21 protein-coding genes and 1 rRNA gene are annotated in these 23,334 nt (G+C 71.4%); 5 read left to right on the top strand and 17 right to left on the bottom strand.

Annotated features, from left to right (window positions below):
* From ACFT2C_RS22175 to ACFT2C_RS22155, 5 genes are all read right to left on the bottom strand, one after another.
* Nucleotides 1-66 (bottom strand): 16S ribosomal RNA (locus ACFT2C_RS22175); the annotation flags it as partial.
* Between the two features lie 760 nt (nucleotides 67-826).
* Nucleotides 827-2,650 carry a glutamine--fructose-6-phosphate transaminase (isomerizing) gene (glmS, locus tag ACFT2C_RS22170; protein WP_377209244.1) on the bottom strand — a complete coding sequence of 608 codons (1,824 nt, stop codon included), beginning with the start codon at nucleotides 2,648-2,650 and terminating at the stop codon, nucleotides 827-829.
* 34 nt (nucleotides 2,651-2,684) lie between these two features.
* Nucleotides 2,685-2,948 carry a hypothetical protein gene (locus tag ACFT2C_RS22165; RefSeq protein WP_377209243.1) on the bottom strand — a complete coding sequence of 88 codons (264 nt, stop codon included), beginning with the start codon at nucleotides 2,946-2,948 and terminating at the stop codon, nucleotides 2,685-2,687.
* Nucleotides 2,949-3,124: 176 nt separating this feature from the next.
* Nucleotides 3,125-4,384 (bottom strand): tyrosine--tRNA ligase, encoded by a 1,260-nt coding sequence (gene tyrS, locus ACFT2C_RS22160; protein ID WP_377209242.1) that lies wholly within the window; start codon nucleotides 4,382-4,384, stop codon nucleotides 3,125-3,127.
* Nucleotides 4,381-6,204 carry a SpoIIE family protein phosphatase gene (locus ACFT2C_RS22155; protein WP_377209241.1) on the bottom strand — a complete coding sequence of 608 codons (1,824 nt, stop codon included), beginning with the start codon at nucleotides 6,202-6,204 and terminating at the stop codon, nucleotides 4,381-4,383. Before ACFT2C_RS22155 ends, tyrS begins: the two co-directional genes overlap by 4 nt.
* 169 nt (nucleotides 6,205-6,373) lie before the next feature.
* Here ACFT2C_RS22155 and ACFT2C_RS22150 point away from each other — a divergent pair, with 169 nt between their 5' ends.
* Together ACFT2C_RS22150 and ACFT2C_RS22145 are read left to right on the top strand one after the other, a co-directional pair.
* Complete coding sequence (locus ACFT2C_RS22150; protein ID WP_377209240.1) at nucleotides 6,374-7,690, top strand: MFS transporter; 1,317 nt, start codon at nucleotides 6,374-6,376, stop codon at nucleotides 7,688-7,690.
* Nucleotides 7,691-7,807: 117 nt separating this feature from the next.
* Complete coding sequence (locus ACFT2C_RS22145) at nucleotides 7,808-8,785, top strand: RimK family alpha-L-glutamate ligase (RefSeq protein WP_377209239.1); 978 nt, start codon at nucleotides 7,808-7,810, stop codon at nucleotides 8,783-8,785.
* Here the strand turns inward: ACFT2C_RS22145 and ACFT2C_RS22140 are convergent.
* The 12 genes from ACFT2C_RS22140 to argC form a co-directional block, all read right to left on the bottom strand.
* Nucleotides 8,773-9,522 (bottom strand): DNA-3-methyladenine glycosylase, encoded by a 750-nt coding sequence (locus ACFT2C_RS22140; protein WP_377209246.1) that lies wholly within the window; start codon nucleotides 9,520-9,522, stop codon nucleotides 8,773-8,775. The two genes, ACFT2C_RS22145 and ACFT2C_RS22140, sit on opposite strands and share 13 nt — an antisense overlap.
* Before the next feature lie 145 nt (nucleotides 9,523-9,667).
* Nucleotides 9,668-11,065 carry a permease prefix domain 1-containing protein gene (locus tag ACFT2C_RS22135; RefSeq protein ID WP_377209238.1) on the bottom strand — a complete coding sequence of 466 codons (1,398 nt, stop codon included), beginning with the start codon at nucleotides 11,063-11,065 and terminating at the stop codon, nucleotides 9,668-9,670.
* A complete protein-coding gene (locus ACFT2C_RS22130) occupies nucleotides 11,065-11,427 on the bottom strand; it encodes a PadR family transcriptional regulator (protein WP_377209237.1) in 363 nt (120 codons plus the stop codon). The genes ACFT2C_RS22135 and ACFT2C_RS22130 overlap by 1 nt, the downstream gene beginning before the upstream one ends.
* A 62-nt stretch (nucleotides 11,428-11,489) precedes the next feature.
* Nucleotides 11,490-12,068, bottom strand: a complete 579-nt coding sequence (locus ACFT2C_RS22125) for a uridine kinase (RefSeq protein ID WP_377209236.1) — start codon at nucleotides 12,066-12,068, stop codon at nucleotides 11,490-11,492.
* A gap of 103 nt (nucleotides 12,069-12,171) precedes the next feature.
* The gene (gene argH / locus ACFT2C_RS22120; RefSeq protein WP_377209235.1) at nucleotides 12,172-13,698 is read right to left on the bottom strand and encodes an argininosuccinate lyase; all 1,527 of its coding nucleotides are present in this window, start codon (nucleotides 13,696-13,698) and stop codon (nucleotides 12,172-12,174) included.
* The gene (locus ACFT2C_RS22115; RefSeq protein WP_377209234.1) at nucleotides 13,695-14,924 is read right to left on the bottom strand and encodes an argininosuccinate synthase; all 1,230 of its coding nucleotides are present in this window, start codon (nucleotides 14,922-14,924) and stop codon (nucleotides 13,695-13,697) included. The genes argH and ACFT2C_RS22115 overlap by 4 nt, the downstream gene beginning before the upstream one ends.
* A 51-nt stretch (nucleotides 14,925-14,975) precedes the next feature.
* Nucleotides 14,976-15,494, bottom strand: a complete 519-nt coding sequence (locus ACFT2C_RS22110; protein ID WP_377209233.1) for an arginine repressor — start codon at nucleotides 15,492-15,494, stop codon at nucleotides 14,976-14,978.
* The gene (gene argF, locus ACFT2C_RS22105; protein WP_377209232.1) at nucleotides 15,494-16,441 is read right to left on the bottom strand and encodes an ornithine carbamoyltransferase; all 948 of its coding nucleotides are present in this window, start codon (nucleotides 16,439-16,441) and stop codon (nucleotides 15,494-15,496) included. Before argF ends, ACFT2C_RS22110 begins: the two co-directional genes overlap by 1 nt.
* Nucleotides 16,438-17,733, bottom strand: coding sequence for an acetylornithine transaminase (locus tag ACFT2C_RS22100; RefSeq protein WP_377209231.1), 1,296 nt, complete (start codon nucleotides 17,731-17,733; stop codon nucleotides 16,438-16,440). The genes argF and ACFT2C_RS22100 overlap by 4 nt, the downstream gene beginning before the upstream one ends.
* Nucleotides 17,730-18,719, bottom strand: coding sequence for an acetylglutamate kinase (argB, locus tag ACFT2C_RS22095; RefSeq protein WP_377209230.1), 990 nt, complete (start codon nucleotides 18,717-18,719; stop codon nucleotides 17,730-17,732). The genes ACFT2C_RS22100 and argB overlap by 4 nt, the downstream gene beginning before the upstream one ends.
* Nucleotides 18,716-19,897, bottom strand: a complete 1,182-nt coding sequence (gene argJ, locus ACFT2C_RS22090) for a bifunctional glutamate N-acetyltransferase/amino-acid acetyltransferase ArgJ (protein WP_377209229.1) — start codon at nucleotides 19,895-19,897, stop codon at nucleotides 18,716-18,718. The genes argB and argJ overlap by 4 nt, the downstream gene beginning before the upstream one ends.
* Nucleotides 19,894-20,976: an N-acetyl-gamma-glutamyl-phosphate reductase gene (argC, locus tag ACFT2C_RS22085; protein WP_377209228.1), complete on the bottom strand. Its 1,083-nt coding sequence runs from the start codon at nucleotides 20,974-20,976 to the stop codon at nucleotides 19,894-19,896. The genes argJ and argC overlap by 4 nt, the downstream gene beginning before the upstream one ends.
* Nucleotides 20,977-21,068: 92 nt before the next feature.
* Here argC and ACFT2C_RS22080 point away from each other — a divergent pair, with 92 nt between their 5' ends.
* From ACFT2C_RS22080 to ACFT2C_RS22070, 3 genes are all read left to right on the top strand, one after another.
* Nucleotides 21,069-22,052: a quinone oxidoreductase family protein gene (locus ACFT2C_RS22080; protein ID WP_377209227.1), complete on the top strand. Its 984-nt coding sequence runs from the start codon at nucleotides 21,069-21,071 to the stop codon at nucleotides 22,050-22,052.
* Nucleotides 22,053-22,190: 138 nt separating this feature from the next.
* A complete protein-coding gene (locus tag ACFT2C_RS22075) occupies nucleotides 22,191-22,826 on the top strand; it encodes a GntR family transcriptional regulator (RefSeq protein WP_377209226.1) in 636 nt (211 codons plus the stop codon).
* The gene (locus ACFT2C_RS22070) at nucleotides 22,823-23,305 is read left to right on the top strand and encodes an OsmC family protein (protein WP_377209225.1); all 483 of its coding nucleotides are present in this window, start codon (nucleotides 22,823-22,825) and stop codon (nucleotides 23,303-23,305) included. The genes ACFT2C_RS22075 and ACFT2C_RS22070 overlap by 4 nt, the downstream gene beginning before the upstream one ends.
* The last annotated feature ends 29 nt before the right edge of the window (nucleotides 23,306-23,334 follow it).

Here is a 23,334-nt window from a genome sequence, read left to right as displayed (position 1 = left end):
TTCGACTTGCATGTGTTAAGCACGCCACCAGCGTTCGTCCTGAGCCAGGATCAAACTCTCCGTAAAAGAGAAACATCCACACCCACCCCGAAGAATGAGTGCGAACAATGATACCGGCCAGACCAATTCTGGCTAGATTCGGTCTAACCAAACAACCCCTCACAACACGCAACCCCACCAACCAGACGGTCAGCAAAGCCACACCCGCAAGGGGATAAAACATTGGCATTGACTATCAAGCACACTGTTGAGTTCTCAAACAACCGACGCACACCGTCAGAGTCGCAATCATTCCGATCACTTCCCTGCCCGGGGCAGTTCCTCAAACTTACCAGGCTCTTTCGGACTTTTCCAAATCCCCGCCGGCCAGTTGGCCAGGAGAATTATTCGAATGCCCGAATGAATTCTGGTACCCATTTTCGCTATCGTCGGAAGCGTGAACTTCGACGACCTGCGAGGTAGGGAGCCTTCCGGCAGATCGCGGCGTTAGCCGCTTCATCCGCCTCGGAGGCAACCTCTGTAACTTACCGTATCACGTTCTCCGGCGCAAGGACCCTGGTCAGGGTCCGTAGTCGGGGAGGCGATCTGGCAAGCCCCCACCCAGTTCCGGAGCGCACAAGGCTACTACGAGATCTGGGTTGGTTTCCACCCCGGGACCGGCCAGTCGCGCTGCTCGCGCTTCCTGTCCGTACCTCCCTGCCGGGCGAACAACCGGAACAGTACACAGCCATCGGCGCCTCCGCCAAATCGCCGTGTTGAGCCGCCTCGCGGGTGCCACGAAACGGCAGAACCGCGGGGCTCGTCGTCGAGCCCCGCGGCGCCGTCGTCACTCCACGGTGACCGACTTCGCCAGGTTGCGCGGCTTGTCGACGTCGTGTCCCAGCGTCAGCGCAGCGTGGTACGCGAGCAACTGCAGCGGCACCGTGAGGAGCAGCGGATCGAGCTCGCGCTCGTTGCGTGGCACCTCGATCCGCTCCGCGCGCAGCTCGCCCAGGTCCACGCCGGCGTGCGTCACGACCACGAGCGGGCCGCCGCGCGCGGCGATCTCGTGGAGGGCGGCGACGTTGCGGTCGGTCAGCTCGTCGTCGGGCACGATCGCGACCGTGGGTACCTCCGACGAGATCAGGGCGAGAGGGCCGTGCTTGAGCTCGGACATCTGGTAGGCCTCGGCGTGCCGGTAGCTGATCTCCTTGAACTTCTGCGCGCCCTCACGCGCGACCGGGTATCCCCGGACCCTGCCCACGAAGAACAGGCTCTCCGCCGTCGCGAGCACCTTGGCCGTCCGTGCGATCTGCTCCTCGCCGTCGAGCACCTGCTCGATGTGTCCCGGCAGGTGCTGCAGACCCGCGACGAGCCGGCGTCCGTCGGCGACGGAGAGGTCGCGGACACGCCCGAGCTGGAGCGCCAGCAGCGCGAAGCCGACGAACATCGTGGTGAGTGCTTTGGTCGAAGCGACGGCGATCTCCGGCCCGGCGTGGAGGTAGATCCCGCCGTCGCAGGCCCGTGCGACAGCGGAGCCGACCACGTTGACCAGGCCGATGACGCGGCCGCCCTTGCGGCGGATCTCCTCCACCGCGAGCAGCGTGTCGATGGTCTCGCCGGACTGGCTCACCGCCACGTACAGGGTGTCCGGCTCGATCACCGGGCTGCGGTAGCGGAACTCGCTCGCGGCCTCGGCGTCGGCGGGGACCCTCGCGAGCTCCTCGATGAGCGACGCGCCCATCTGACCGACGTAGTACGCCGAGCCGCAGCCGAGGATCTTGACCCGCTTGATCGCGCGCAGCTCGCGGGCGTCCATCTCGAGCCCGCCCAGGTGTGCGGTGGCGAACCGTTCGTCGAGCCGTCCGCGCAGCGCGCGCTCCACGCTGGCCGGCTGCTCGAGCATCTCGGTGTACATGCGCGGGCGCCCGTCGATCGTGCCGTGCTCGTAGGCGCTGGGATCGACGTCGACCTCGCGCGCCGTGGTCTGCGTGCGCGTCAGGTCGCGCCGGAACGTCGTGAAGCCGGACGCCGTGACGGTCGCCAGCTCGCCGTCGGCCAGGTGCGCGACGGTCGTGGTGTGGCGCACGAGTGCGGCGAGGTCGGAGGCTATGAACATCTCCTTGTCCCCGACGCCGACCAGCAGCGGGCTGCCGTTGCGCGCCACCACCACCCGGTCCGGGAAGCCGGCGTGCACCACGGCCAGCCCGTAGGTCCCCTCCACCGCGTCCAGCGCGTCGACGACCTTGCCCTCGAGCGTGTCGGCGTCGGACAGGGCGACGAGGTGGGCGAACACCTCGGTGTCGGTGTCGCTGACGAGCTCCACCCCCTGGTCGGTCAGGCGGGCGCGCAGCGCGGCGGCGTTGTCGATGATGCCGTTGTGCACCACCGCCACCCTGCCGCTCGCGTCGGTGTGCGGGTGGGCGTTCACGTCGGTCGCGGGCCCGTGCGTCGCCCAGCGGGTGTGCCCGATGCCCACGCGGCCGGACGTCCGCTTGGGCAGCACCTCGGCCAGGTCACGGACTCGTCCGGCGCGCTTGGTGACCTTCAGCTGCGAGCCGACGACGGCGACGCCCGCCGAGTCGTACCCGCGGTGCTCCAGCCTGCCGAGCGCCTCGACAAGCAACGGGGCCGCGTTCTGGCCGCCGACGTAACCGACGATTCCACACATGTTGGTGCTCCTTCGAAGTGATGGGCGCGCGGGCTCAGCCGTAGATCATCCGGCGCAGCTGCCGCTCGCTGAGGCGGGGCGCCGCGACGACCTGGTACTCGAGCTCGGCGGCGATCCGCGCGAAGATCTCGGGGTTCTTGGCCCCGTGGGTCTTCAGCTCGGCGTGCCGCCGCCGGACGACGTCCTCCACCGGTTCGGCGTAGTAGGCGACCACGTCGCCGATCACGCGCGCCGCCTCGGCAGGCGTGAGTCCGGTGGTCGCCGCCACCTGGGCGGCGAGGTCGGGAGACGTCCTCATGTCGTCGAGCCTCGCTCATCCGGCGAGTGAACGGCAACTTCTTGCCCGGAATCGGGCAAGAACCGACTTCAGCTGATTTCGAGGGACAGATCCGAGCATCCGGTCCGGGCAGACGAACGGCGGCCGCCCGCTCGTGAGCAGGCGGCCGCCGTCCGGCACCGGGTGTGGTCAGGGGGTCACTCCGACGTCGCGACCGCCAGGGTCTTCTTGCCGCGGCGCAGCACCGCGTGCCGCCCGTGGAGCAGGTCCCCGGGGGCGAGCGCGGCGTCGTCGGACTCGACCTTCACGTTGTTCACGTAGGCGCCGCCCTCGGCGATCGCCCGGCGTGCGGCGCCCTTGGACGCCACGAGACCCGAGCCGACGAACAGGTCCGCGACCAGGTCGCCGGCCTTGGCCGTGACCCGAGGCAGCTCCGACACGGCGCCGTCGAGCGTCCGGGCGTCGAGGTCGTCGAGCGAGCCTCGGCCGAACAACGCCTGGCTCGCCGCGATGACCGCCTCAGTGGCGTCCGCGCCGTGCACCAGGGTGGTGACGTCGCCGGCGAGCGCCTTCTGCGCCTCACGCGCGAACGGCCGCTCGGCCACCTCCCGCTCGAGCTCGGCGATCTGGTCGCGCGAGCGGAAGGTGAACACCTTGAGGTAGCTCACGACGTCGGCGTCGGCCTGGTTGAGCCAGAACTGGTAGAAGGCGTACGGGCTGGTCATGTCCGGGTCGAGCCAGATGGATCCGCCCTCGGACTTGCCGAACTTGGTGCCGTCCGCCTTGGTGATCAGCGGCGTGGTGAGCGCGTGCGCGCTCACGCCCTCCGCCTTACGGATCAGCTCCACACCCGCCAGCAGGTTGCCCCACTGGTCGTTGCCGCCGAGCTGGAGCGTGATGCCGTGCCGCTTGTAGAGCTCGCGGTAGTCCATGCCCTGGAGCACCTGGTAGCTGAACTCGGTGAAGCTGATGCCCTCGTCCGAGGCGAGCCGCCTGGCCACGATGTCCTTGGACAGCATGGTGCCCATCCGGAAGTGCTTGCCGACGTCGCGCAGGAACTCGATGGCCGACATCGGGGCGGTCCAGTCCAGGTTGTTCACCATCCGCGCGGCGTTGTCGCCGTCGAAGGACAGGTGCGGCTCGATCTGCGCGCGGATGCGGTCCACCCAGCTCGCGACGATCTCGGGCGAGTTGAGCGTGCGCTCGCCCGAGTCGCGGGGGTCGCCGATCAGGCCCGTCGCGCCGCCGACGAGCAGGTAGGGCCGGTGGCCGGCGTCCTGCAGCCGGCGCGCGGTGAGGATCTGGACCAGGTTGCCGATGTGCAGCGACGGCGCGGTGGGGTCGAAGCCCACGTAATAGTCCACGGTGCCCTCCGACAGTGCAGAACGCAGCGCGGCCTCGTCGGTGGACTGCGCCACCAGGCCTCGCCATTGCAGCTCGTCGAGGATCTCGGTCACCGTTGTTGCTCCTTGCTTCGTGTGGGTGCGGCCCGGGCGGGCCGCTCGGGGGCCTTCGTGGACCCGGGGGGCCTAGTCTGCCCGACGGCGGTGGCTGAGCCCGCCTCTATTGGGTCACGGCCTGAGGAAGTGCCGCCGGGCGGGGTGGCACGCACCATCACGATCGCGACGTCGTCGTCGGCCGCGGCGGACAGCATGCCGGACAGGGCCGTCCGGACGACGGAGCCCAGGTCCGCGGTGTGGGTTCCCTCGAGGACACCGGCGAGCTTGTCCAGCCGGGCATGCAGGCCGCTGTCCCGCGTCTCGATCAGCCCGTCCGTGTACAGGACCAGCGTGTCACCGGGGCCGATGTCGACCGTGTGGTCCCGTCGTGGCGCCCCCGGGTCCATCCCGAGCAGCAGGTCGTTCCGAACCGTGAGGATCTCGCACGTGCCGTCGGCGCGGACCAGGATCGGAGGCGGGTGTCCCGCACTGGACCACCGCACCGTGCGGAGCCGGCCCGGCTGTTGCCCGGGCGTCTGCTCGACGCACGCCACGAGCACGGTGGCCATCGCCGCGCTCCCGAGCGCGAGCCCGTCGATGGCCGCGTCGACGCGTTCCAGCACCCTCGCGGGCGTCTCCTGGCTGTCGTACCCGATGGCACGCACGAGGGCGCGGAGCTGACCCATCACGACCGCGGCACCGAGGTCGTGCCCGATCACGTCACCGATCACCAGGGTCGTGGAACCGTCATGCGTCGCGAACGCGTCGTACCAGTCGCCGCCGATGTCCCGCTCGGCCGCGGCCGGCTGGTAGTGCACGACCACCTCCAGGTCGTCGAACTGCGGCGGATCGGTCAGCACGGCCCGCTGGAGCGCGAGGGACACCTCGGTGGCCCTGGCCCGCTCCTCCTCCAGACGCACGGCCCGGAGCCGCAGCGCGTCGTCGTGCGCGCGGCGCCGGACGCCGTCACGCAGCGCCGCGTCGACCGTCCTCGACAGGACCACCATGAAGCGGATGTAGTCCTCGTCCCACGGTCTCACCGTGGTCCCGCGCAGGACGAGGACGGCGAGCATGCCACTGCCACGGTCCGACCGCACGGGCTTGACCACCATGCCGTGGGCGACCTGACGGCGGCCGGAACGGACCGCTCGGACGACGAGGGCCAGCTCGTCCGCCTCCTGAGCCTCCCCGGACTCCAGCACGACCCCGGGCCCGTTCACGTCGTAGACCGCCGCACGGGAGATGTCCGGGCTCATGGACAGCGCCTTGACCACGGGCAGGGCGAACCTCCGCAGGTCCGTGAACGTCGTCGGCAAGGCTGCGTGCACCGCGCCCAGCGTCGCCAGGCGCCGATGGTTCACGACCCCCTGCGTCGTCTCGGTCGCGATGTCCAGCACGCCGACGATCCTGCCGTCGTCGTCCGACAAAGGGCTGTAGGAGAAGGTGAAGTAGGTCTCCTCGTCGTAACCCGACCGGTTCATCAGCAGGTACAGGTCACGGCTCAGCGTCGGCTGCCCCGTGGTCAGGACGGTGTCGAACAGCGGGCTGATGTCGTCCCAGATCTCGCCCCAGACCACGCGCGCGGATGCGCCCAGCGCACCGGGGTGCTTGTCCGAGCCGAGCATCTCCCGATAGCCGTCGTTGTAGATCATCGTCAGGTCCGGGCCCCAGACCATCATCACCGCGAACCGCGTCGAGAAGCACAGGCGCACGGCGTGGCGCAGCGACTGCGGCCACGAGCTCGGCGGACCCAGCGGCGTGGCATCCCACGCGACGGTCCGGGCCTCGCGGCCGACCGCGCTGCGCGCGGTCGCGTCCTCGAACCATCCCGCTCTCACAAACGAATGCTAGCGAGCGCGCCCCGAAGTCGCCCTGCCGGTGGCCGAGCTGTTCCTGGGCCCCGCGGACGTCAGTCCGCTGCGATGAGTTCTGGCGGGCATCGTCGTCGGACGTTCCATGGACCAAAAAGCCTCTGCGCCCGGCCGTTCCGTCAGGCAGGGTGGAGCCATGAGCGACGTCGACATGCCCGGCTGGAAGCGCAACGTCGCGCTGTTCCTGACCGGGCAGACGATCTCCCTGTTCGGGTCGATGCTGGTGATGTACGCGGTCATGTGGCACCTGACCATCGAGACCCGGTCCGGGTCGGTGCTCATGCTGAGCATCGTGTTCGGCATGCTGCCGCAGGCGTTCATGTCGATCTTCGGCGGAGTCTGGGCCGACCGGCACTCCCGCAAGCTCCTGATCATGGGCTCCGACACCGTCATCGCCGTGGCCACGCTCGGGCTCGCACTGCTCATGGCCAGCGGCGTCGACTCGCTCTGGGTCATCTATGCCGCCCTGGCCGTGCGGTCCGTGTTCGCCGGCATCCAGACGCCGGCCGTGAGCGCGATGATCCCTCAGATCGCGCCGACCGACCAGCTGATGCGGGTCAACGGCATGTTCCAGTCGATCCAGTCGGGGATGATGCTGCTCGCGCCCGCGCTCGCCGCCGTGATCTACGCGTCCTTCGACATCGTCGCCGTGTTCTTCGTGGACGCGGCGACCGCGCTCATCGGCGTGGGGATGCTCGCGCTGGTCACTGTGCCGCGGCTCGTGCGGTCCGACGCCGCGGACGGGCCAGTCAGCTACTTCGGCGATCTGGTGGCGGGCGTGCGGTACATCGGCTCGAATGCCCCGGTGAAGTGGCTGGTCTCGCTGTTCGCGCTGGTGATGTTCCTGGTCGGCGCACCGAGCTACCTCACTCCCCTGATGGTCACCCGCACGTTCGGCGACGAGGTGTGGAAGCTGACGGCCAACGAGCTGTTCTGGGGCGGCGGCATGCTGCTCGGCGGCATCATCATGGCCACGGTCGGGCCGCGGATCACGCGCCGCGTGCGGCTGATGGTGGGCTCCGTCGTCGCCACGGGCGTGCTGGTCGCCGGCCTGGGCGTGTCCACGAACATGTGGGTGTTCTTCTCGCTCGGCCTGCTGATCGGCATCATGTTCGCGGCCCTCAACACCCCGGCCATGACCATCATCCAGGAGCGGGTCGAGCCCGAGATGCAGGGGCGGGTGTTCGGCTTCGTCGGGATCGTGATGACCGTCGCGATGCCGCTGTCGATGGTCGTGTTCGGCCCGCTGGCGGACCAGTACTCCGTGGAGTCGCTCCTGGTCCTGGCCGGCGTGCTGCTGGTCGCGGTGCTGGCCGCGATCCTCGCCGTCCCGGCGGCGCGGCGCTCCCTCGCGCAGGTCGACATCGCGCCGGAGCCCGCCCCCGCGACGACGGACGAGCCGGCGGGCGACCCGGTCGAGGTCTCCGGGGCGCCGCGGGCCGACAACCCGTAAGACGGGAGGCGGCGGCGCTGCCGCCGCACCTGTGCCGCACGACACAGCCGGACGCACGGCTGCCGTGAAAGTATTGATGAGTTCCATAGACGGCAGCTGTGCGTTCGGAAGGTCCCTGTGAGCAACCCCAAGATCTACGCCCTGCACGAGAACCCCGAGTGGTTCCCTCCGTTCGCCGAGGCCTTCGCGGCCGAAGGCGTCGAGTACGAGGAGTGGGTGCTGACCGACGGCGTGCTCGACCTCGACGAGGCCCCGCCCGAGGGCATCTTCTGGTCCCGCATCTCGGCGAGCAGCCACACCCGCGACCACGGGCTCACCAAGGACTACTCGCGCGCCGTGCTGTCCTGGCTGGAGGCGTACGGCCGCCGGACCGTCAACGGCCGGCGCGTGCTGGAGCTCGAGGTCAGCAAGGTGGACCAGCTCACCGCTCTGCGCGCCGCCGGGATCGACACGCCGCGCACCGTGGCCGCCGTCGGGCGGGACCAGGTGCTGAAGGCCGCGCAGGGGTTCCCGACGCCGTTCGTCACCAAGCACAACCAGGGCGGCAAGGGGCTGGGGGTGCGCAAGTTCGACTCGTTCGGGGATCTCGCCGACTACGTCGAGTCCGTCGAGTACGAGGAGCCCGTTGACGGCATCACGCTGGTCCAGGAGTACGTCGTGGCGGCGGACGGCGGCATCACCCGCGTGGAGATCGTCGGCGGCGAGATGGTCTACGCCGTCCGCGGCGACACGGAGCGTGGCGGGTTCCAGCTCTGCCCGGCCGACGCGTGCGTCATCGACCCGGAGACCGGGCGCCCGATCCCGCCGGCCGGCGCGACCATCTCCATGGCGCCGGACGAGGACTGGGGGCTGTTCTCCGAGCGCGAGGGCTACGACGACCCGGTGGTCGGCAAGTACCTCGAGTTCACGAGGCGGCACGGCATCGAGGTCGCCGGCATCGAGAACATCCGGACGGCCGACGGCCGCGTGCTGACGTACGACGTGAACACCAACACGAACTACAACAGCGACGTCGAGCGGGGAACCGCGAGGTCGGGGCCGCGCGAGATCGTGCGCCACCTGGCCCGCGTGCTCGAGGAGACCTACCCGGCCTGACGTCGGCGTCGGGGTTGGGCGGCGCGGTAGGTGGAGACCGTCTCCTCGCCGTCGAGCCAGAGGCGCCAGGGATGCAGGTCGGCGCGGCCGCCGTCGCCGCTCACGCCGACGCGAGGGCCGGTCCGGACGACGGCGGGGGTCGGGGTGGTCTCGACAGGCTCGACCAGCGAGGGGCCGACCAGCGAGGGGCCGGCCGGCGGGGGCTCGACCCGCGAGGGCTCGAGCTGCAACGGAGCGGTCGCCTGGAGCCGCAGCACCACCTCGCCGTCGGGGTCGGTGACGTCGGCACCGTCGTCCGACAGGTCGAGGCCCAGAGCCACCGCCAGGCGGGCCGGACCACGGGCCAGGTCGCGGTCGGACGGGACAACGCCTGAGGCGAGGCGGCGGGCGCGGGCGAGCCGGACGCCGTCGGACTCCGGGGCGCCGAGCACCTCGCCCGCGCGGAGCAGCACCGCCGCCGGCATGCCCTCCGGACCGCACACCACGTTCACGCAGTGGTGCAGGCCCAGGTGGCGGTACACGTACAGCCGCCCGGGCTCGCCGAACATGGTCCCGTTCCGGCGGTTGCGGCCGCGGTAGGCGTGCGAGCCCGGGTCGGTCACGCCGTCGTACGCCTCGACCTCGGTGAGGCGAAGGGAGACGACGCCGTCGGCCGCGCGTCTCGTGAGGGTGGTCCCCAGCAGGTCCCTGGCTACGTCGAGGACCGGTCGCGCGTACCAGTCGGGGCCGGGGGCCATGCCGAGGTCGTCTGTCGCTGGATCGTGCACCACCCGATCATGCCCGCCCGGGCCGTGGGGTGTGAAAACCGGTGGTCGAGCTTGTCGAGACCTCCAGCGGGTCTCGACACGCTCGACCACCGATCTCACTACCGGCGACGCGTGGCTATGCGAAGGCGAACACCGGCGGGAAGACCACGACGACGATCGCCGCCCAGACCGCGTAGACCGGCAGGTACTGCGTCTGCCACCGCTCGATCGCGCCGAACGTGCGCTGCCCGCGCACGAAGCCGGTGGCGAGCCAGGCCGCCCACGCCAGGTGCACCAGGAGCACGAGGTTGAGCCCGAGGGCCGCGACCTTGTTGGCGGTGAACCCGAACTCGGCGATGCGGGTGAGCATCGCGGTCAGCGCCACGGCGTCGACCGCGAGCGCCGCGCCGAGGAGCACCAGCTGCAGCCAGTCGAAGATTCCCGGCGGGGCGAGCGGGTCGCGGGCCGAGATCGAGTACAGGAGCAGGAACAGGACGAGCACCAGGATCGCGTCCATCAGGATGAGCAGGTCGCGGTCCACCGAGGTGAGCGGGCCGTTCACGAGCAGGACGACGAAGATGGCGACCAGCATCACGATCGTCAGGGGCGTGAACACGCGGGTGAGCACCGGGGCGATGTTCTCGACGACGTTCTTCTTCGCCTCCACGAGCCAGGCGCCGACCAGCAGGGCACCCGGTATCGCGAACGGCAGGAGCCAGTCGGTCAGGAACGGCTCGAAGTTCACGCCGACGAGGTCGAGCACGCCGAACGTGAGCCCGATGAGCAGGCCGCCGCCGAGCTGGATCAGCGCGAGGTAGATGACGAGCTCGCCGGTGAACCGGACGAAGTCCATGCGCCGCGCGCCGGACCGCCACGCGCCGCCCGCGTACACGACGCCCAGGAGCAGCCACAGCACCACGGGGGTGTGGGTGATCGCGAGGAACAGGGTCATGCCCGGTTCGTCGTAGGGCCCGGACTCGAACGGGTAGAGGTTCACCACCAGGGCGAGCGCGGCCGTCGCGGCGAGCAGGACGGCGCTCACGCGCCATGGGACGCGTCGCTTCCACACGAAGTAGCCCGCCAGGAACGGCAGGACGGCGAAGACCCCGTTGCGCACGAGCACCAGGTCGTCGTCACCCGCAGCGGCAAGCAGGATCTTGACCGCGATGCCCGCGGCGACGGCCAGGGTGAGCACGACGCCGAGCTCGCGCCACCGGCCGCTGTCGCCGGGCTCCTCCGGGACCAGGACGAGCTGCTTCCAGAGCCGCTCGGAGTGCTCGCGGGCGAACTCGCGGGACACCTCGTCGAGGTTGCCCATGCGCTTGACCGCGACGAGGAACGCCTCCTCGTCGTCGAGCCCGCTCGCCGTCAGGTCGTTGACCTGGCCGCGCAGGTGGTCCTCCATCTCGTCGACGTCGGCCGCCGAGATCGCGCGGCGGCGCTGGACGTAGCCGCGCCACTGGTCGAGCTGCTCCTCCAGCGCGGCGTGCTCGGTCGCGCGGTCGGTGTCGCCGTCGGGGGTGTGCTCGCTCATCACGCCCACCCCTCGACGACGGCGGGGCCGGGCTGGACGTCCTGCCAGACCTGCTTGAGCGCCTCCGACACGACTGCCCACTGGTGTCGGCGCTCGGCGAGGGTCTCCCGGCCCGCCTCGGTGAGGGCGTAGTGCTTGCGCCGGCGGCCGGCCTCGGACGTGCCCCAGGTCGCCCGCACGTACCCGAGCCGTTCGAGGCGGTGGAGCAGGGGGTAGAGCATCCCGTCGGTCCACTGCATGCGACCGCCGGAGAGCTCGTTGACGCGCTTGACGATCGCGTAGCCGTACGACTCGCCGTCGGCCAGGATGCCGAGGACGAGCGGTGTGGCCGAGGCCGCGACCAGGTCCTTGTCGATGTGCACCTGCACTCCTATGCCTAGTGCTGCTAGGGATATGAACCCTAGCAGCACTAGGCCTAGTAGATCTAGGTATTGGGGCTGCTCTCCCTCGACACGCCGCCGAACCCGTCCAGGCGCACGTCGGCGCGCTCTCTGGTGCGCTCGCGCGCGTAGTGCGCGGCCTCGTCCGCCATCCAGCGCAGCCAGTGGTCGCGCGCCTCCTCGCCGTCGCGTTCCAGGCCGCGGCGCAGCCGTTCGGCGTCGTCGGCCTCGACCCAGATGCGGAAGGCGCCCAGCGCGTCCACCTGGCGCGCGGCCGCGCCGCACCCCTCCACCACGAGGTGGGCCGACGGCGGGACGTCGTGCCACTCGGCCCACGCGCCGTCGACCCAGTCGTAGCGGCGGTACCGGACCTGCTCCCCCGCCGCCAGCGGGTCCAGGACCCAGCGGCGCAGGTTCGCCGCGCCGCCGTCCGGCCCGCCGGCCCAGCCCTCGTAGAGGTCGTCCATGTGGACCACCGGGGCCGCCAGCGCGTCGGCGAGCTGCGCAGCCAGGGTCGTCTTGCCGGAGCCGGCCGGTCCGTCGACGCACACGAGGCGCGCGTCGGCGGACCGGATCAGGTCCAGCAGCTCGCCGAGCACACCAGCCGAGACGGTCACGGACATCACTCCTTCCAGTCCCCGAAGTAGAGCGCCTGTCCGGACGCACGCTCTACTTCGGCACTCCCGAGACGGCGGGGTAGAGCGTGTGTCCGGACAGTTTCGCGGGTCACTCCGGCTGGGACCAGAAGCGGTACTCCGTCGAGCGCTCCTTGGCCGCCTCGATCTGTTCCCGGACGCGGACCGGGGCGGTGCCGCCCACGGCGTCGCGCGAGGCGAGCGAGCCCTCGACCGAGAGGACGCCGCGCACCTCGGGCGTGAGGTGCTCGGAGATCTTGGCGAGGTCCTCGTCGGACAGGTCCCACAGCTCGATGCCGCGCGCCTCGCACTCCTGCACGCAGGCACCCGCCACCTCGTGCGCCACCCGGAAGGGGACGCCCTGCCTGACGAGCCACTCCGCGATGTCGGTCGCGAGCGAGAAGCCCTGCGGGGCGAGCTCGGCCATGCGGTCCGTGTCGAAGACCATGGTGCGCACCATGCCGCTGAACGCGGGCAGCACCGTCGTGAGCGTCGCGACCTGGTCGAACACCGGCTCCTTGTCCTCCTGCAGGTCGCGGTTGTACGCGAGCGGGAGGCCCTTGAGCGTGGTGAGCAGGCCCGTGAGGTCGCCGATCACGCGGCCGGCCTTGCCGCGCGCGAGCTCGGCGATGTCCGGGTTCTTCTTCTGCGGCATGATCGACGAGCCCGTGGAGTACGCGTCGTCCAGGCGGACGAACCCGAACTCCTTCGTGTTCCAGAGGATGATCTCCTCCGCGAACCGCGAGAGGTCGACGGCGATCATCGCCGCGACGAACGCGAACTCCGCCGCGACGTCGCGCGACGCCGTGCCGTCGATCGAGTTCTCGACCGGCCCGCCCTCCAGGCCCAGGTCCGCGGCCACGGCGGCCGGGTCCAGGCCGAGCGACGAGCCCGCGAGCGCGCCCGAGCCGTACGGGGACTTCGAGGCCCGCACGTCCCAGTCGAGGAAGCGGTCGACGTCGCGCAGCAGCGGCCACGCGTGCGCCAGCAGGTGGTGCGCCAGCAGGACCGGCTGCGCGTGCTGCAGGTGCGTACGCCCCGGCATGGGCGCGTCGCCCGCGGCGATCGCCTGGGTGATCAGCTCGTCCACGAGGTCCAGGACCTGCGCGCCGATGGTGCGCGCCTGGTCGCGCAGGTAGAGCCGCACCAGCGTGGCGATCTGGTCGTTGCGGGACCGGCCGGCGCGCAGCTTGCCGCCCAGCTCGTCACCGGCGCGCTCCAGCAGGCCGCGCTCCAGTGCGGTGTGCACGTCCTCGTCGTCGAGCACCGGGAGGAAGGCGCCCGAGGCGACGTCCTGCTCCAGCATGTCCAGCGCGTCGATCATCCGCGCGAGCTCCGGCTCGGTGAGCAGGCCGGCGCCCGCGAGGACGCGAGCGTGCGCCTTCGAGCCGGCGATGTCGTACGGCGCGAGCTTCCAGTCGAAGTGCGTGGACTGCGACAGCGCGGCGAGCTCCGGGGCGGGGCCGCCGGCGAAGCGGCCGCCCCAGAGGGCTACCTTCGGGCCGGAGTGCGCGCCGACGGTGCTCGACGTCGGCCGTCCGACGTCGTTCCCGGTGCCGCCGTGCCCCGCGACGTCCTTCCCCGTGCCGCCGGGGCCCTTGCCGTCGTGCTCCGTCACAGCGCCCCGACCCCCAGGTCCACGCCGTTGCCGAACTTCTCGTCGCGCGCGGCGGCGAGCTTGGCGGTGAGGCCGTAGATCTCGATGAAGCCGCGGGCCTGCGACTGGTCGAACGCGTCGCCCTCGTCGTAGGTGGCGAGGTTGAAGTCGTACAGCGACTGCTCCGAGCGGCGCCCGGTCACGGTGGCCCGGCCGCCGTGCAGCACCATGCGGATCTCGCCCGACACGTACTTCTGCGTGTCGTCGACGAACACGTCCAGGGACTTCTTCAGCGGCGAGAACCACATGCCGTCGTAGACGAGCTCGCTCCAGCGCTGCTCCACCTGGCGCTTGAACCGGGCCTGCTCGCGCTCCAGCGTGACGTTCTCCAGCTCCTGGTGCGCCGTGATGAGGGCGATCGCGCCGGGGGCCTCGTAGATCTCGCGGGACTTGATGCCCACCAGGCGGTCCTCGACGATGTCGATGCGGCCCACGCCCTGCGCGCCGGCGCGGCGGTTCATCTCCTGGATGGCCTGCAGCGGGGTGACGGAGACGCCGTCGATCGCCACCGGGACGCCCTGCTCGAACGTGAGGATGACCTCGTCGGCGACCGGCGGGAACGTCGGGTCGTCGGTGTAGGAGTAGACGTCCTTGGTGGGCTCGTTCCAGATGTCCTCGAGGAAGCCCGTCTCCACGGCGCGGCCCCACACGTTCTGGTCGATCGAGAACGGGTTGTTCTTCGTGGTCGCGATCGGGAGATCGTTGCGCTCCGCGTACTCGATGGCCTTCTCGCGGGTCAGGGCGAGGTCGCGCACCGGCGCGATCGACTTCAGGTCGGGCGCGAGCGAGGTGGTGGCCACCTCGAACCGGACCTGGTCGTTGCCCTTGCCGGTGCAGCCGTGCGCCACGGTGGAGGCGCCGAACTGGCGGGCCGCGCGCACCAGGTGCTTCACGATGACGGGGCGCGAGATGGCGGAGACCAGCGGGTAGCGGTCGAGGTACATGCCGTTGGCCCGCAGCGCGGGCATGCAGTACTCAGCGGCGAACTCGTCGCGCGCGTCGGCGACGTACGCCTCGACGGCGCCGCAGTCCAGCGCGCGCTTGCGGATGACGTTCATGTCCTCGCCGCCCTGGCCGACGTCGACGGCCACGGCGACCACCTCGGCCCCGGTGGCCTCGGCGATCCAGCCGATGGCGACGGAGGTGTCCAGGCCGCCCGAGTAGGCGAGCACGACGCGTTCAGTCATGATTGACGTTCTCTTTCCGGTGGTGGTTTCAGGTGCGATTGTGGTGTGTCTTCAGGCGCTGAGCGCGAGGAAGCGTCCCGCCAGCGCGGCGCCGTCGGGATCCCGCGCGATGACGAGGATCGTGTCGTCCCCTGCGATCGTGCCGAGCATCCCGGGAAACACCGAGTGGTCGATCGCCGAGGCCAGCAGGTTCGCTGCCCCCGGCGGGGTTCGGAGGACCACGAGGTTGCCCGACGACTCCGCCGAGACCAGCAGCTCCTTGGCGAGCCGGGCCAGCCGGGCGGACAGGTACTCCTCGCTCGCGTCCGACTGCGCGCTGCGGTCCCCGCCCTCGCCCGGGACGGCGTAGACCAGCGTGCCGTCCGAGCCACGTACCTTCTCGGCCTGCAGCTCGATCAGGTCGCGCGACAGGGTGCCCTGCGTGACGCTCACGCCGTCGGCCGCGAGGGCGCCGGCGAGCTCGGCCTGCGAGTGGATGGCGCTGCGGCTCACGATCGCCGTGATCCGGGCGTGCCGGGCCGCCTTCGTGGTCGCGGTGGTCGCGGTCGTCACCGTCTGCTTGGTGACCATCAGCCCTGCTCCAGCAGCCAGGCCAGCAGCGCCTTCTGGGCGTGCAGCCGGTTCTCGGCCTCGTCCCAGACCACGGACTGCGGGCCGTCGATGACCTCCGCGGTGATCTCCTTGCCGCGGTAGGCCGGCAGGCAGTGCAGCACCAGCGCGTCCTCGGCGGCGCCAGCGAGCAGCTCCGCGTTCAGCTGGAAGTCCCAGAACGGCTTGGCCCGCTCCTCGGCCTCGGCCTCGTCGCCCATCGACACCCAGGTGTCGGTGGCCACGACGTCGGCTCCCGCGACGGCGTCCTTGGCCGACGCCGTCACGGTCACCGAGCCGCCCGTCGCACCGGCGATCTCGTGCGCCCGGGCGACCACGGCGGCGTCGGGCAGGAAGCCCTCCGGGCCCGCGACCCGGACGTGCATGCCCGCTGTGGCGCCGCCCAACAGGTAGGAGTTCGCCATGTTGTTCGCGGCGTCGCCCACGTAGGCGAACGTGGTGCCCGGCAGGGCATCCAGCCCGCGGAGCTGCGCCACCGTGAGCAGGTCCGCGAGGATCTGGCACGGATGGAAGTCGTCCGTCAGGGCGTTGATGACCGGCACGCGGGAGACGGCGGCCATCTCCTCGATGCGGTCCTGCCCGAAAGTGCGCCACGCTATCGCGGAGACCTGCCGGTCGAGCACGCGCGTGGTGTCCGCGATGGACTCGCGCACGCCGATCTTGGCGAGGTTGCCGTCCACGACGAGCGGGAACCCGCCGAGCTCGGCGATGCCCGCCGCGAAGGACACCTGGGTGCGCAGCGTCGGCTTGTCCGTGATGAACGCGACGGCGCGCGGGCCCTCCAGCGGGCGGCGGCCGTCCTGCGACAGGCTGAGGTAGCGGTCCTCGCGCAGGGCGAGGCCGAGCTCCAGGACTGCCTTCTGCTCGGCGGGCGTCAGGTCGTCGTCGCGCAGGAAGTGGCGGGTCATGCGGGGTTCTCCTCGGTCTCGACAGGCTCGACCAGCGTTGCGAAGAAGCGGGCGGCCTCCGTGGCCTGCTCCGCGGTCAGGATCAGGGGCGGGGCGAGCCGGATCGCGTCGGGCGCCACGGCGTTGACGATGAGCCCGGCCTCCAGCGCGGCCGCGGCCACCTGGGGCGCCACGGGCTCGTTGAGCACGACGGCGAGCAGCAGCCCGCGCCCGCGGACCTCCTTGACGAGCGGGCTGCCGCACATCTCGATCTCCTGGCGCAGCAGCGCGCCGATCTCCCGCACGTTCGCCAGCAGGCCGTCGCGCTCGATCACGCCGATCGTCGCGAGCGCCGCCGCCGCCGCGACGGGGTTCCCGCCGAACGTGCTGCCGTGCTGGCCACGGCCCAGCAGGCGCGCGGCCGCGCCGTACGCGATGACCGCGCCCACGGGGAAGCCGCCGCCGAGGCCCTTGGCGACCGTGACGACGTCGGGCACTATGCCGCCGCCGACCTCCGGCTGCTGGTAGGCGAACCAGGAGCCGCACCGGCCCATGCCGGTCTGGACCTCGTCCAGCACGAGCAGCGCGCCGTGCGCCGTGGTCAGGCGGCGGGCCGCCGCGAGGTAGCCGGGCGGCAGGGACCGCACCCCGCCCTCGCCCTGGACGGGCTCGACCACCAGGGCGGCGACCTCGCCGCGCTCCGCGATGGCCTGGGGCGCGAACGCGGCGTCGAGGGCCGCGAGGTCGCCGAACGGCAGGTGCTCGACGCCGCCCGGGAGCGGCTCGAACGGCTCCCGGTAGGCGGCCTTCGCGGTCAGCGCGAGGGCGCCCATCGACCGGCCGTGGAAGCCGCCCTCCAGGGCGAGGACCCGCGTGCGGGTGCCCACGCCGGACGACGTCGCGACGCGGCGCGTCATCTTGAACGCCGCCTCGACCGCCTCCGTGCCGGAGTTGGTCAGGAACACGCGCGACCCGTCGGGCGCCTCCGCGGCCCGGAGCAGCGTCTCCGCCAGGGCGATCTGGGCGGGCGTGCCGAAGAAGTTCGAGACGTGCCCCAGCGTGCCGAGCTGGGCGCTGATCGCCGCCGTGAGCGTCGGGTGGGCGTGGCCCAGCGCGTTCACCGCGATGCCGGCGAGCAGGTCGAGGTAGCGCTTGCCGTCCGCGTCCCAGACGTACGCGCCCTCGCCGCGGACCAGTACTCGCTGCGGCGGGCCGAACGTGTCCATCACCGCGCCGGTGTACCGCTCGGTCCAGGCGGCGACGGAGCCGTTCGTGGACAGGGCCGAGGGCTCGGCCGGGGTCACCGTGCTCATGCGTTGCTTCCTCTTTCCAGGGTCTCGACAGGCTCGACCAGCGCGGGCTCGACCAGCGCGGGCTCGACCAGCGCGGGCTCGACCACCGGGGGTGCCGGAACCACCATCGTCCCGTTGCCCCTCGTGGTGAAGACCTCCAGCAGCACGCTGTGCGGCTGGCGGCCGTCGATGACCGTCGCGGCGGCCACGCCGCCCTCGACCGCGCGCAGGCACGCCTCCATCTTCGGCACCATCCCTGACTCCAGTCCGGGCAGGAGCTCGGACAGCTCGGGCGCCGTGATCCGCTCGACCAGCGAGCCGCGGTCGGGCCAGGAGGTGTACAGCCCTTCGACGTCGGTCAGGACGATGAGCTTCTTGGCGCCCAGAGCCACCGCGAGCGCCGAGGCCGCGGTGTCGGCGTTGACGTTCAGCACCTGGGTCGGGTCGTCCTTGTCGGGCGCGATCGTGGACACGACGGGGATGCGGCCGGCTTCCAGCAGGTCCTCGACGGCGCGCGGGTCCACCTGGACGACGTCGCCCACGAGGCCGACGTCGACGGGCTCGCCCTGCACGATGGCGTGGCGGCGCTCCGCGCCGAGCAGGCCGCCGTCCTCCCCCGAGAGGCCGACGGCGACCGGGCCGTGCGCGTTGATCAGGCCGACCAGCTCGCGGCTGACCTGGCCGGTCAGGACCATGCGCACGACCTCCATCGCCTCCGGCGTGGTGACGCGCAGACCGCCCTTGAACTCCGAGGCGATGCCGAGCCGGTCGAGCATGGCGTTGATCTGCGGTCCCCCGCCGTGCACGACGACGGGCCGCAGCCCGACCTGCCGCAGGAACACCATGTCCTGGGCGAACGCGGCCTTGAGCTCGGCGTCGAGCATCGCGTTGCCGCCGTACTTGACGACGACGAGCGCGCCCGAGAACTCCTGCAGCCAGGGCAGGGCCTCGATCAGCACCTCGGCCTTCTGGTCGGGCCTCAGGCCGTTGACGATGTCGCTGCTCATGAGCTGTACGCGCTGTTCTCGTGGACGTAGTCGTGCGTGAGGTCGTTGGTCCAGAGCGTGATCTCGGCGTCGCCGGCGTGCAGGTCGATGGTGAACGTGACGTCCCGCGCCCCGGCCATGTCGACCTTCTCCGGGGGCTCGTAGGCGCCGCCTGCCTTGCAGACCATGACGCCGTTGACGCTGACGTCGAGCTCGGCGGGGTCGAAGGGCGCGACCTCCTCGGGCACGGTGCCGACCTGCGACAGGATGCGTCCCCAGTTGGGGTCGTTGCCGAACACGGCGGCCTTGACCAGGTTCGACCGGCTCACGGCGCGCGCGACGGCGAGCGCGGCGTCCTCGGTGGTGGCGCCCGTGACGGTGATGGCGATGTCGTGGGACGCGCCCTCGGCGTCGGCGACGAGCTGGCGCGCGAGGTCGGCGCAGATCGCGGTGACGGCCTCGGTGAGGACGTCGAGGTCCGGCGTCACGGCCGCGGCGCCCGAGGCCATCAGCACCACGGTGTCCGAGGTGGACATGGCGCCGTCGGAGTCGACGCGGTCGAAGGTGACCCTCGTGGCTGCCCGCAGGGCGGCGTCCGCGGCTTCCGCCGGGACGGAAGCGTCGGTGGTGATCACGCACAGCATCGTCGCCAGGGCCGGGGCGAGCATGCCGGCGCCCTTGGCCATGCCGCCCACGGTGAAGGTGCCCGACGGCGTCTCGACCGTGCGCACCGCGGTCTTCGGCACGGTGTCGGTGGTCATGATGGCGGTCGCGGCGGCCTGGCCCGCGGCGTCGTCGGCCGCGAGCGCGCCGACGGCGACGGGGACGCCCGCCAGGAGCTTGTCGGCGGCGAGCCGCACGCCGATCAGGCCGGTCGAGCCCACCAGGACGTCGATCGCGCCGATCCCGAGCTCGTCCGCGACCTTCTCGGCGGTGGCGTGCGCGTCCTGGAAGCCGCCCGGACCGGTGCACACGTTGGCGCCGCCGGAGTTGAATACGACGGCGCGCGCGACGCCGTCCTTCACCGCCTGCCGCGACCACATGACGGGCGCGCCGACGACGCGGTTGCTCGTGAACACCGCGGCCGCGGAGTGCTCGGGGCCGTCGTTGACGACGAGCGCCAGGTCCGGCGTGCCGGACGCCTTGAGGCCGGCCGTGATCCCGGCCGCCCGGAACCCTTGTGCGGCGGTGACGCTCACGGTGCGACTCCTTCGGTGATGAGGCCGGCGGTCTCCCGCAGGCCGAGGGCGAGGTTCATGGACTGGACGGCGGCGCCCGCCGTCCCCTTGACGAGGTTGTCGATGGCCGTGACGGTGACGACCCTGCGGGCCGCCGCGTCGACCGCGACCTGCACGCACGCGGTGTTGGCGCCGAGCGTCATCGCCGTGCTGGGCCACTGGCCCTCGGGGAGCAGATGCACGAACGGCTCGTCGGCGTACGCGGCCTCCCACGCGGCGCGAACCTGCTCCGGGTCGACGCCCTTGGCCAGCCGGGCGGTCGCCGTCGCGAGGATGCCGCGCGACATCGGCACGAGGGTGGGCGTGAAGCTGATGGTCACCTCCGGGGCGCCGGCGACCCGCAGGTTCTGCTGGATCTCCGGGACGTGCCGGTGGGTGCCGCCCACGGCGTACGGCTGCGCGGCGCCCAGCGCCTCGCTCGCCAGGAGGTGCGGCTTGAGCGCCTTGCCGGCGCCCGAGTAGCCGTTGGCCAGCACGGCCACGATGTCGCTCGTCTCCACCACGCCCGCCGCGACGCCGGGCTGCAGGCCCAGGGTCACCGCGGTCACGTTGCAGCCGGGCACCGCGATGCGGCGCGCGCCGGCCAGCTTGTCGCGCTGGCGCGCGGCCGTCGCGACGTCGGCTCCGGGCGCCTCGGCGTGGATCAGCTCAGGCATGCCGTAGGGCCAGGTCCCGGCGTGCGCCGAGCCGTAGAACTGCTCCCAGTCGCTCGCGGACTCCAGCCGGTGGTCGGCGCCGAGGTCCACGACGAGGACGTCCTCCGGTAGCTGGGCCGCCACCTGGCCCGACGCGCCGTGCGGCAGGGCGAGCAGCACGACGTCGTGCCCGCGCAGCGCGTCCGGGGTGGTGGGCTCCAGGATGCGGTGCGCGAGGCCGCGCAGGTGCGGCTGGACCTCGCCGAGGCTCGATCCGGCGTTCGAGTGCGCGGTGAGCGTGCCGATCTCGACGAAGGGATGGGCCGCCAGGAGGCGCAGGGCCTCCCCGCCCGCGTAACCGGACGCGCCGGCGACGGCGACTCGGATGAGCTGGCTGCTGGACATATTCGGTAGCATACATACTTATGCAGGATGGGGAAACTCGTTCCCGCCTCGTGGCCGCTCCCTACACATTCGCTCCGACATAGGGTCGGACCATGCACGCAGTCGTAGCCCGTGAAGCGGGCGGCCCCGAGGTCCTGTCGTACACCGAGCTCCCCGAGCCCACCCCCGGTCCAGGTCAGCTCCTGGTCCGCGTCGCCGCGGCGGGAGTGAACTTCATCGACACCTATCGCCGCGCCGGTGTCTACCCGATGAAGTACCCCCACGTGGTGGGCGTCGAGGGCGCGGGCACCGTGGAGGCGTTGGGCGACGACGTCACCGGCTTCGCGATCGGCGACCGGGTCGCCTGGCACGACGGGCCCGGCTCGTACGCGGAGCTCGTGGCCGTGGACGCGTCCGGCGTCGTGCACGTGCCCGCCGGGCTCGACCTGACCACCGCAGCCGCGCTCACCTTGCAGGGCATCACCGCGCACTACCTCGTCTCGTCCACGTTCGAGGTGCAGCCCGGGCACGACGTGCTGCTGCACGCGGGCGCGGGCGGCGTCGGCCTGCTGGCCACCCAGCTCGCCGTCGCGCGCGGCGGGCGGGTCCTGACCACGGTCTCGACGCCGGAGAAGGCCGCGCTGTCCGCGGCGGCCGGTGCCACGCACACCATCGACTACGCCGAGATGGCCGACATCACGGCCGACCTGCCCCCGCTCGTGCGCAGGCTCACCGACGGCCAGGGCGTGCACGTCGTGTACGACGGCGTCGGCAGGTCCACCTTCGAGGCGTCCCTCGCCTCCCTGCGTATCCGCGGGATGCTGGTGCTGTTCGGCGCCGCGTCCGGCCAGGTGCCGCCGGTCGACCCGCAGCGGCTCAACAAGGGCGGCTCCCTGTACCTCACGCGGCCGACGAGCGCCCACTACACGCTCACCCGCGGCGAGCTCGAGTGGCGCACCTCCGAGGTGCTCGGGTCCGCGGCGTCGGGCGACCTGGAGGTCCGCATCGGGGCCACGTACCCGCTGTCCGACGCCGGGGCGGCGCACGAGGCGCTGGAGGGCCGTGGCACGACCGGCAAGGTGCTGCTCGTTCCCTGACGGCCGAGCACAGTGTCAGACCGGCGGGGCACCCCAGCGACCTGCCGATCTGACACGGGGATGATCTGCGGGCGCGACTGCCGCGCCGGAAGTTCGGTGCCCTTCCGCTCGACCCATTCTTTGTATACATTGCATGCTATGGACGTCTACGACGAGGTCCGGCGCCTGATCGTGCTCGGCACGTATCCCGCCGGGCAGCCGGTCACCGAGCTGGAGCTGTGCGAACGGCTCGGCGTCAGCCGCACGCCGGTCCGGGAGTCGTTGCGGCGGCTGGAGAGCGACGGCCTGGTGCGGGCCGCGCGGCGCGGTGTGACAGTGGTCGAGCTGGACGCCAAGGCGCTGCGGGACGCCTACCTCGTGCGCGCCTCCCTGGAAGCGTTGACCGCGGAGCTGGCCGCGCGCCGGCAGCGGGACGGCGAGCTGTCCCCGGCGAGCCTGGCCCGGCTCGTCGAGCACGCCGACCTGGCCGATGAGGCCACACGGCACGGGGATCTGGTCGCGGGTGTCCGGCACAACCGAGTGTTCCACCGGTCCGTCGCCGCGCTCGCGGACAACCAAGCGGCGCTGGAGGTGCTGGACCGGATCTGGGACCAGATCACCGTCTCCACGCGAGCCTCGTTGACCGCGTCCGCCCGGCCGGCCCTGGTGGACGACGAGCACCGGCGGCTGATCCAAGCCATCACGGACGGCGATCCGCAGGAGGCCGCTGCCCACGCGCGTGAACACGTCCTGGCCACGATGTCCGTTCTCACCGAACTAGGAGAAGAAGCATGAGCAGGCAGCACGACTATCAGGTCACAGTGCGCTGGAGCGGCGACACCGGGGCCGGCTACCGCGGCTACGCGCGGGACCACGACGTGGTCGTCGAGGGCAAGCCGGTGCTGAAGGGCAGCGCCGACCCCGCATTCCGCGGCACGCCTGAGCGGTGGAACCCGGAGGATCTGCTGGTCGCCTCCCTGTCCGAGTGCCACATGCTCACCTTCCTGTCGCTGTGCGCACGGGCCGGCATCGTGGTCACCGACTACGTGGACGCCGCCAGCGGTGTCATGCGGGAGGAGGGCAACAGCGGCCGGTTCACCGAGGTCGTGCTGCGGCCGGAGGTGACCGTCGCCGACCCGGCCATGGTCGAGCGGGCCGCGGCGCTGCACGAGCAGGCGCACGACACCTGCTTCATCGCCAACTCGATCAACTTCCCCGTCCGGCACGAGCCGGTGACGGCCGCCCGAACCGATCGCGTCGGTAATGTATCTTGACATCAAGATACTCGACGACGAGGAGTGGC

Source organism: Promicromonospora sp. NPDC057138 (assembly GCF_042670845.1).
Classification (GTDB): Bacteria; Actinomycetota; Actinomycetes; order Actinomycetales; family Cellulomonadaceae; genus Promicromonospora.
Note: the sequence above shows the minus strand (reverse complement) of the source record. Positions and strands in the feature narration are given on the sequence as shown.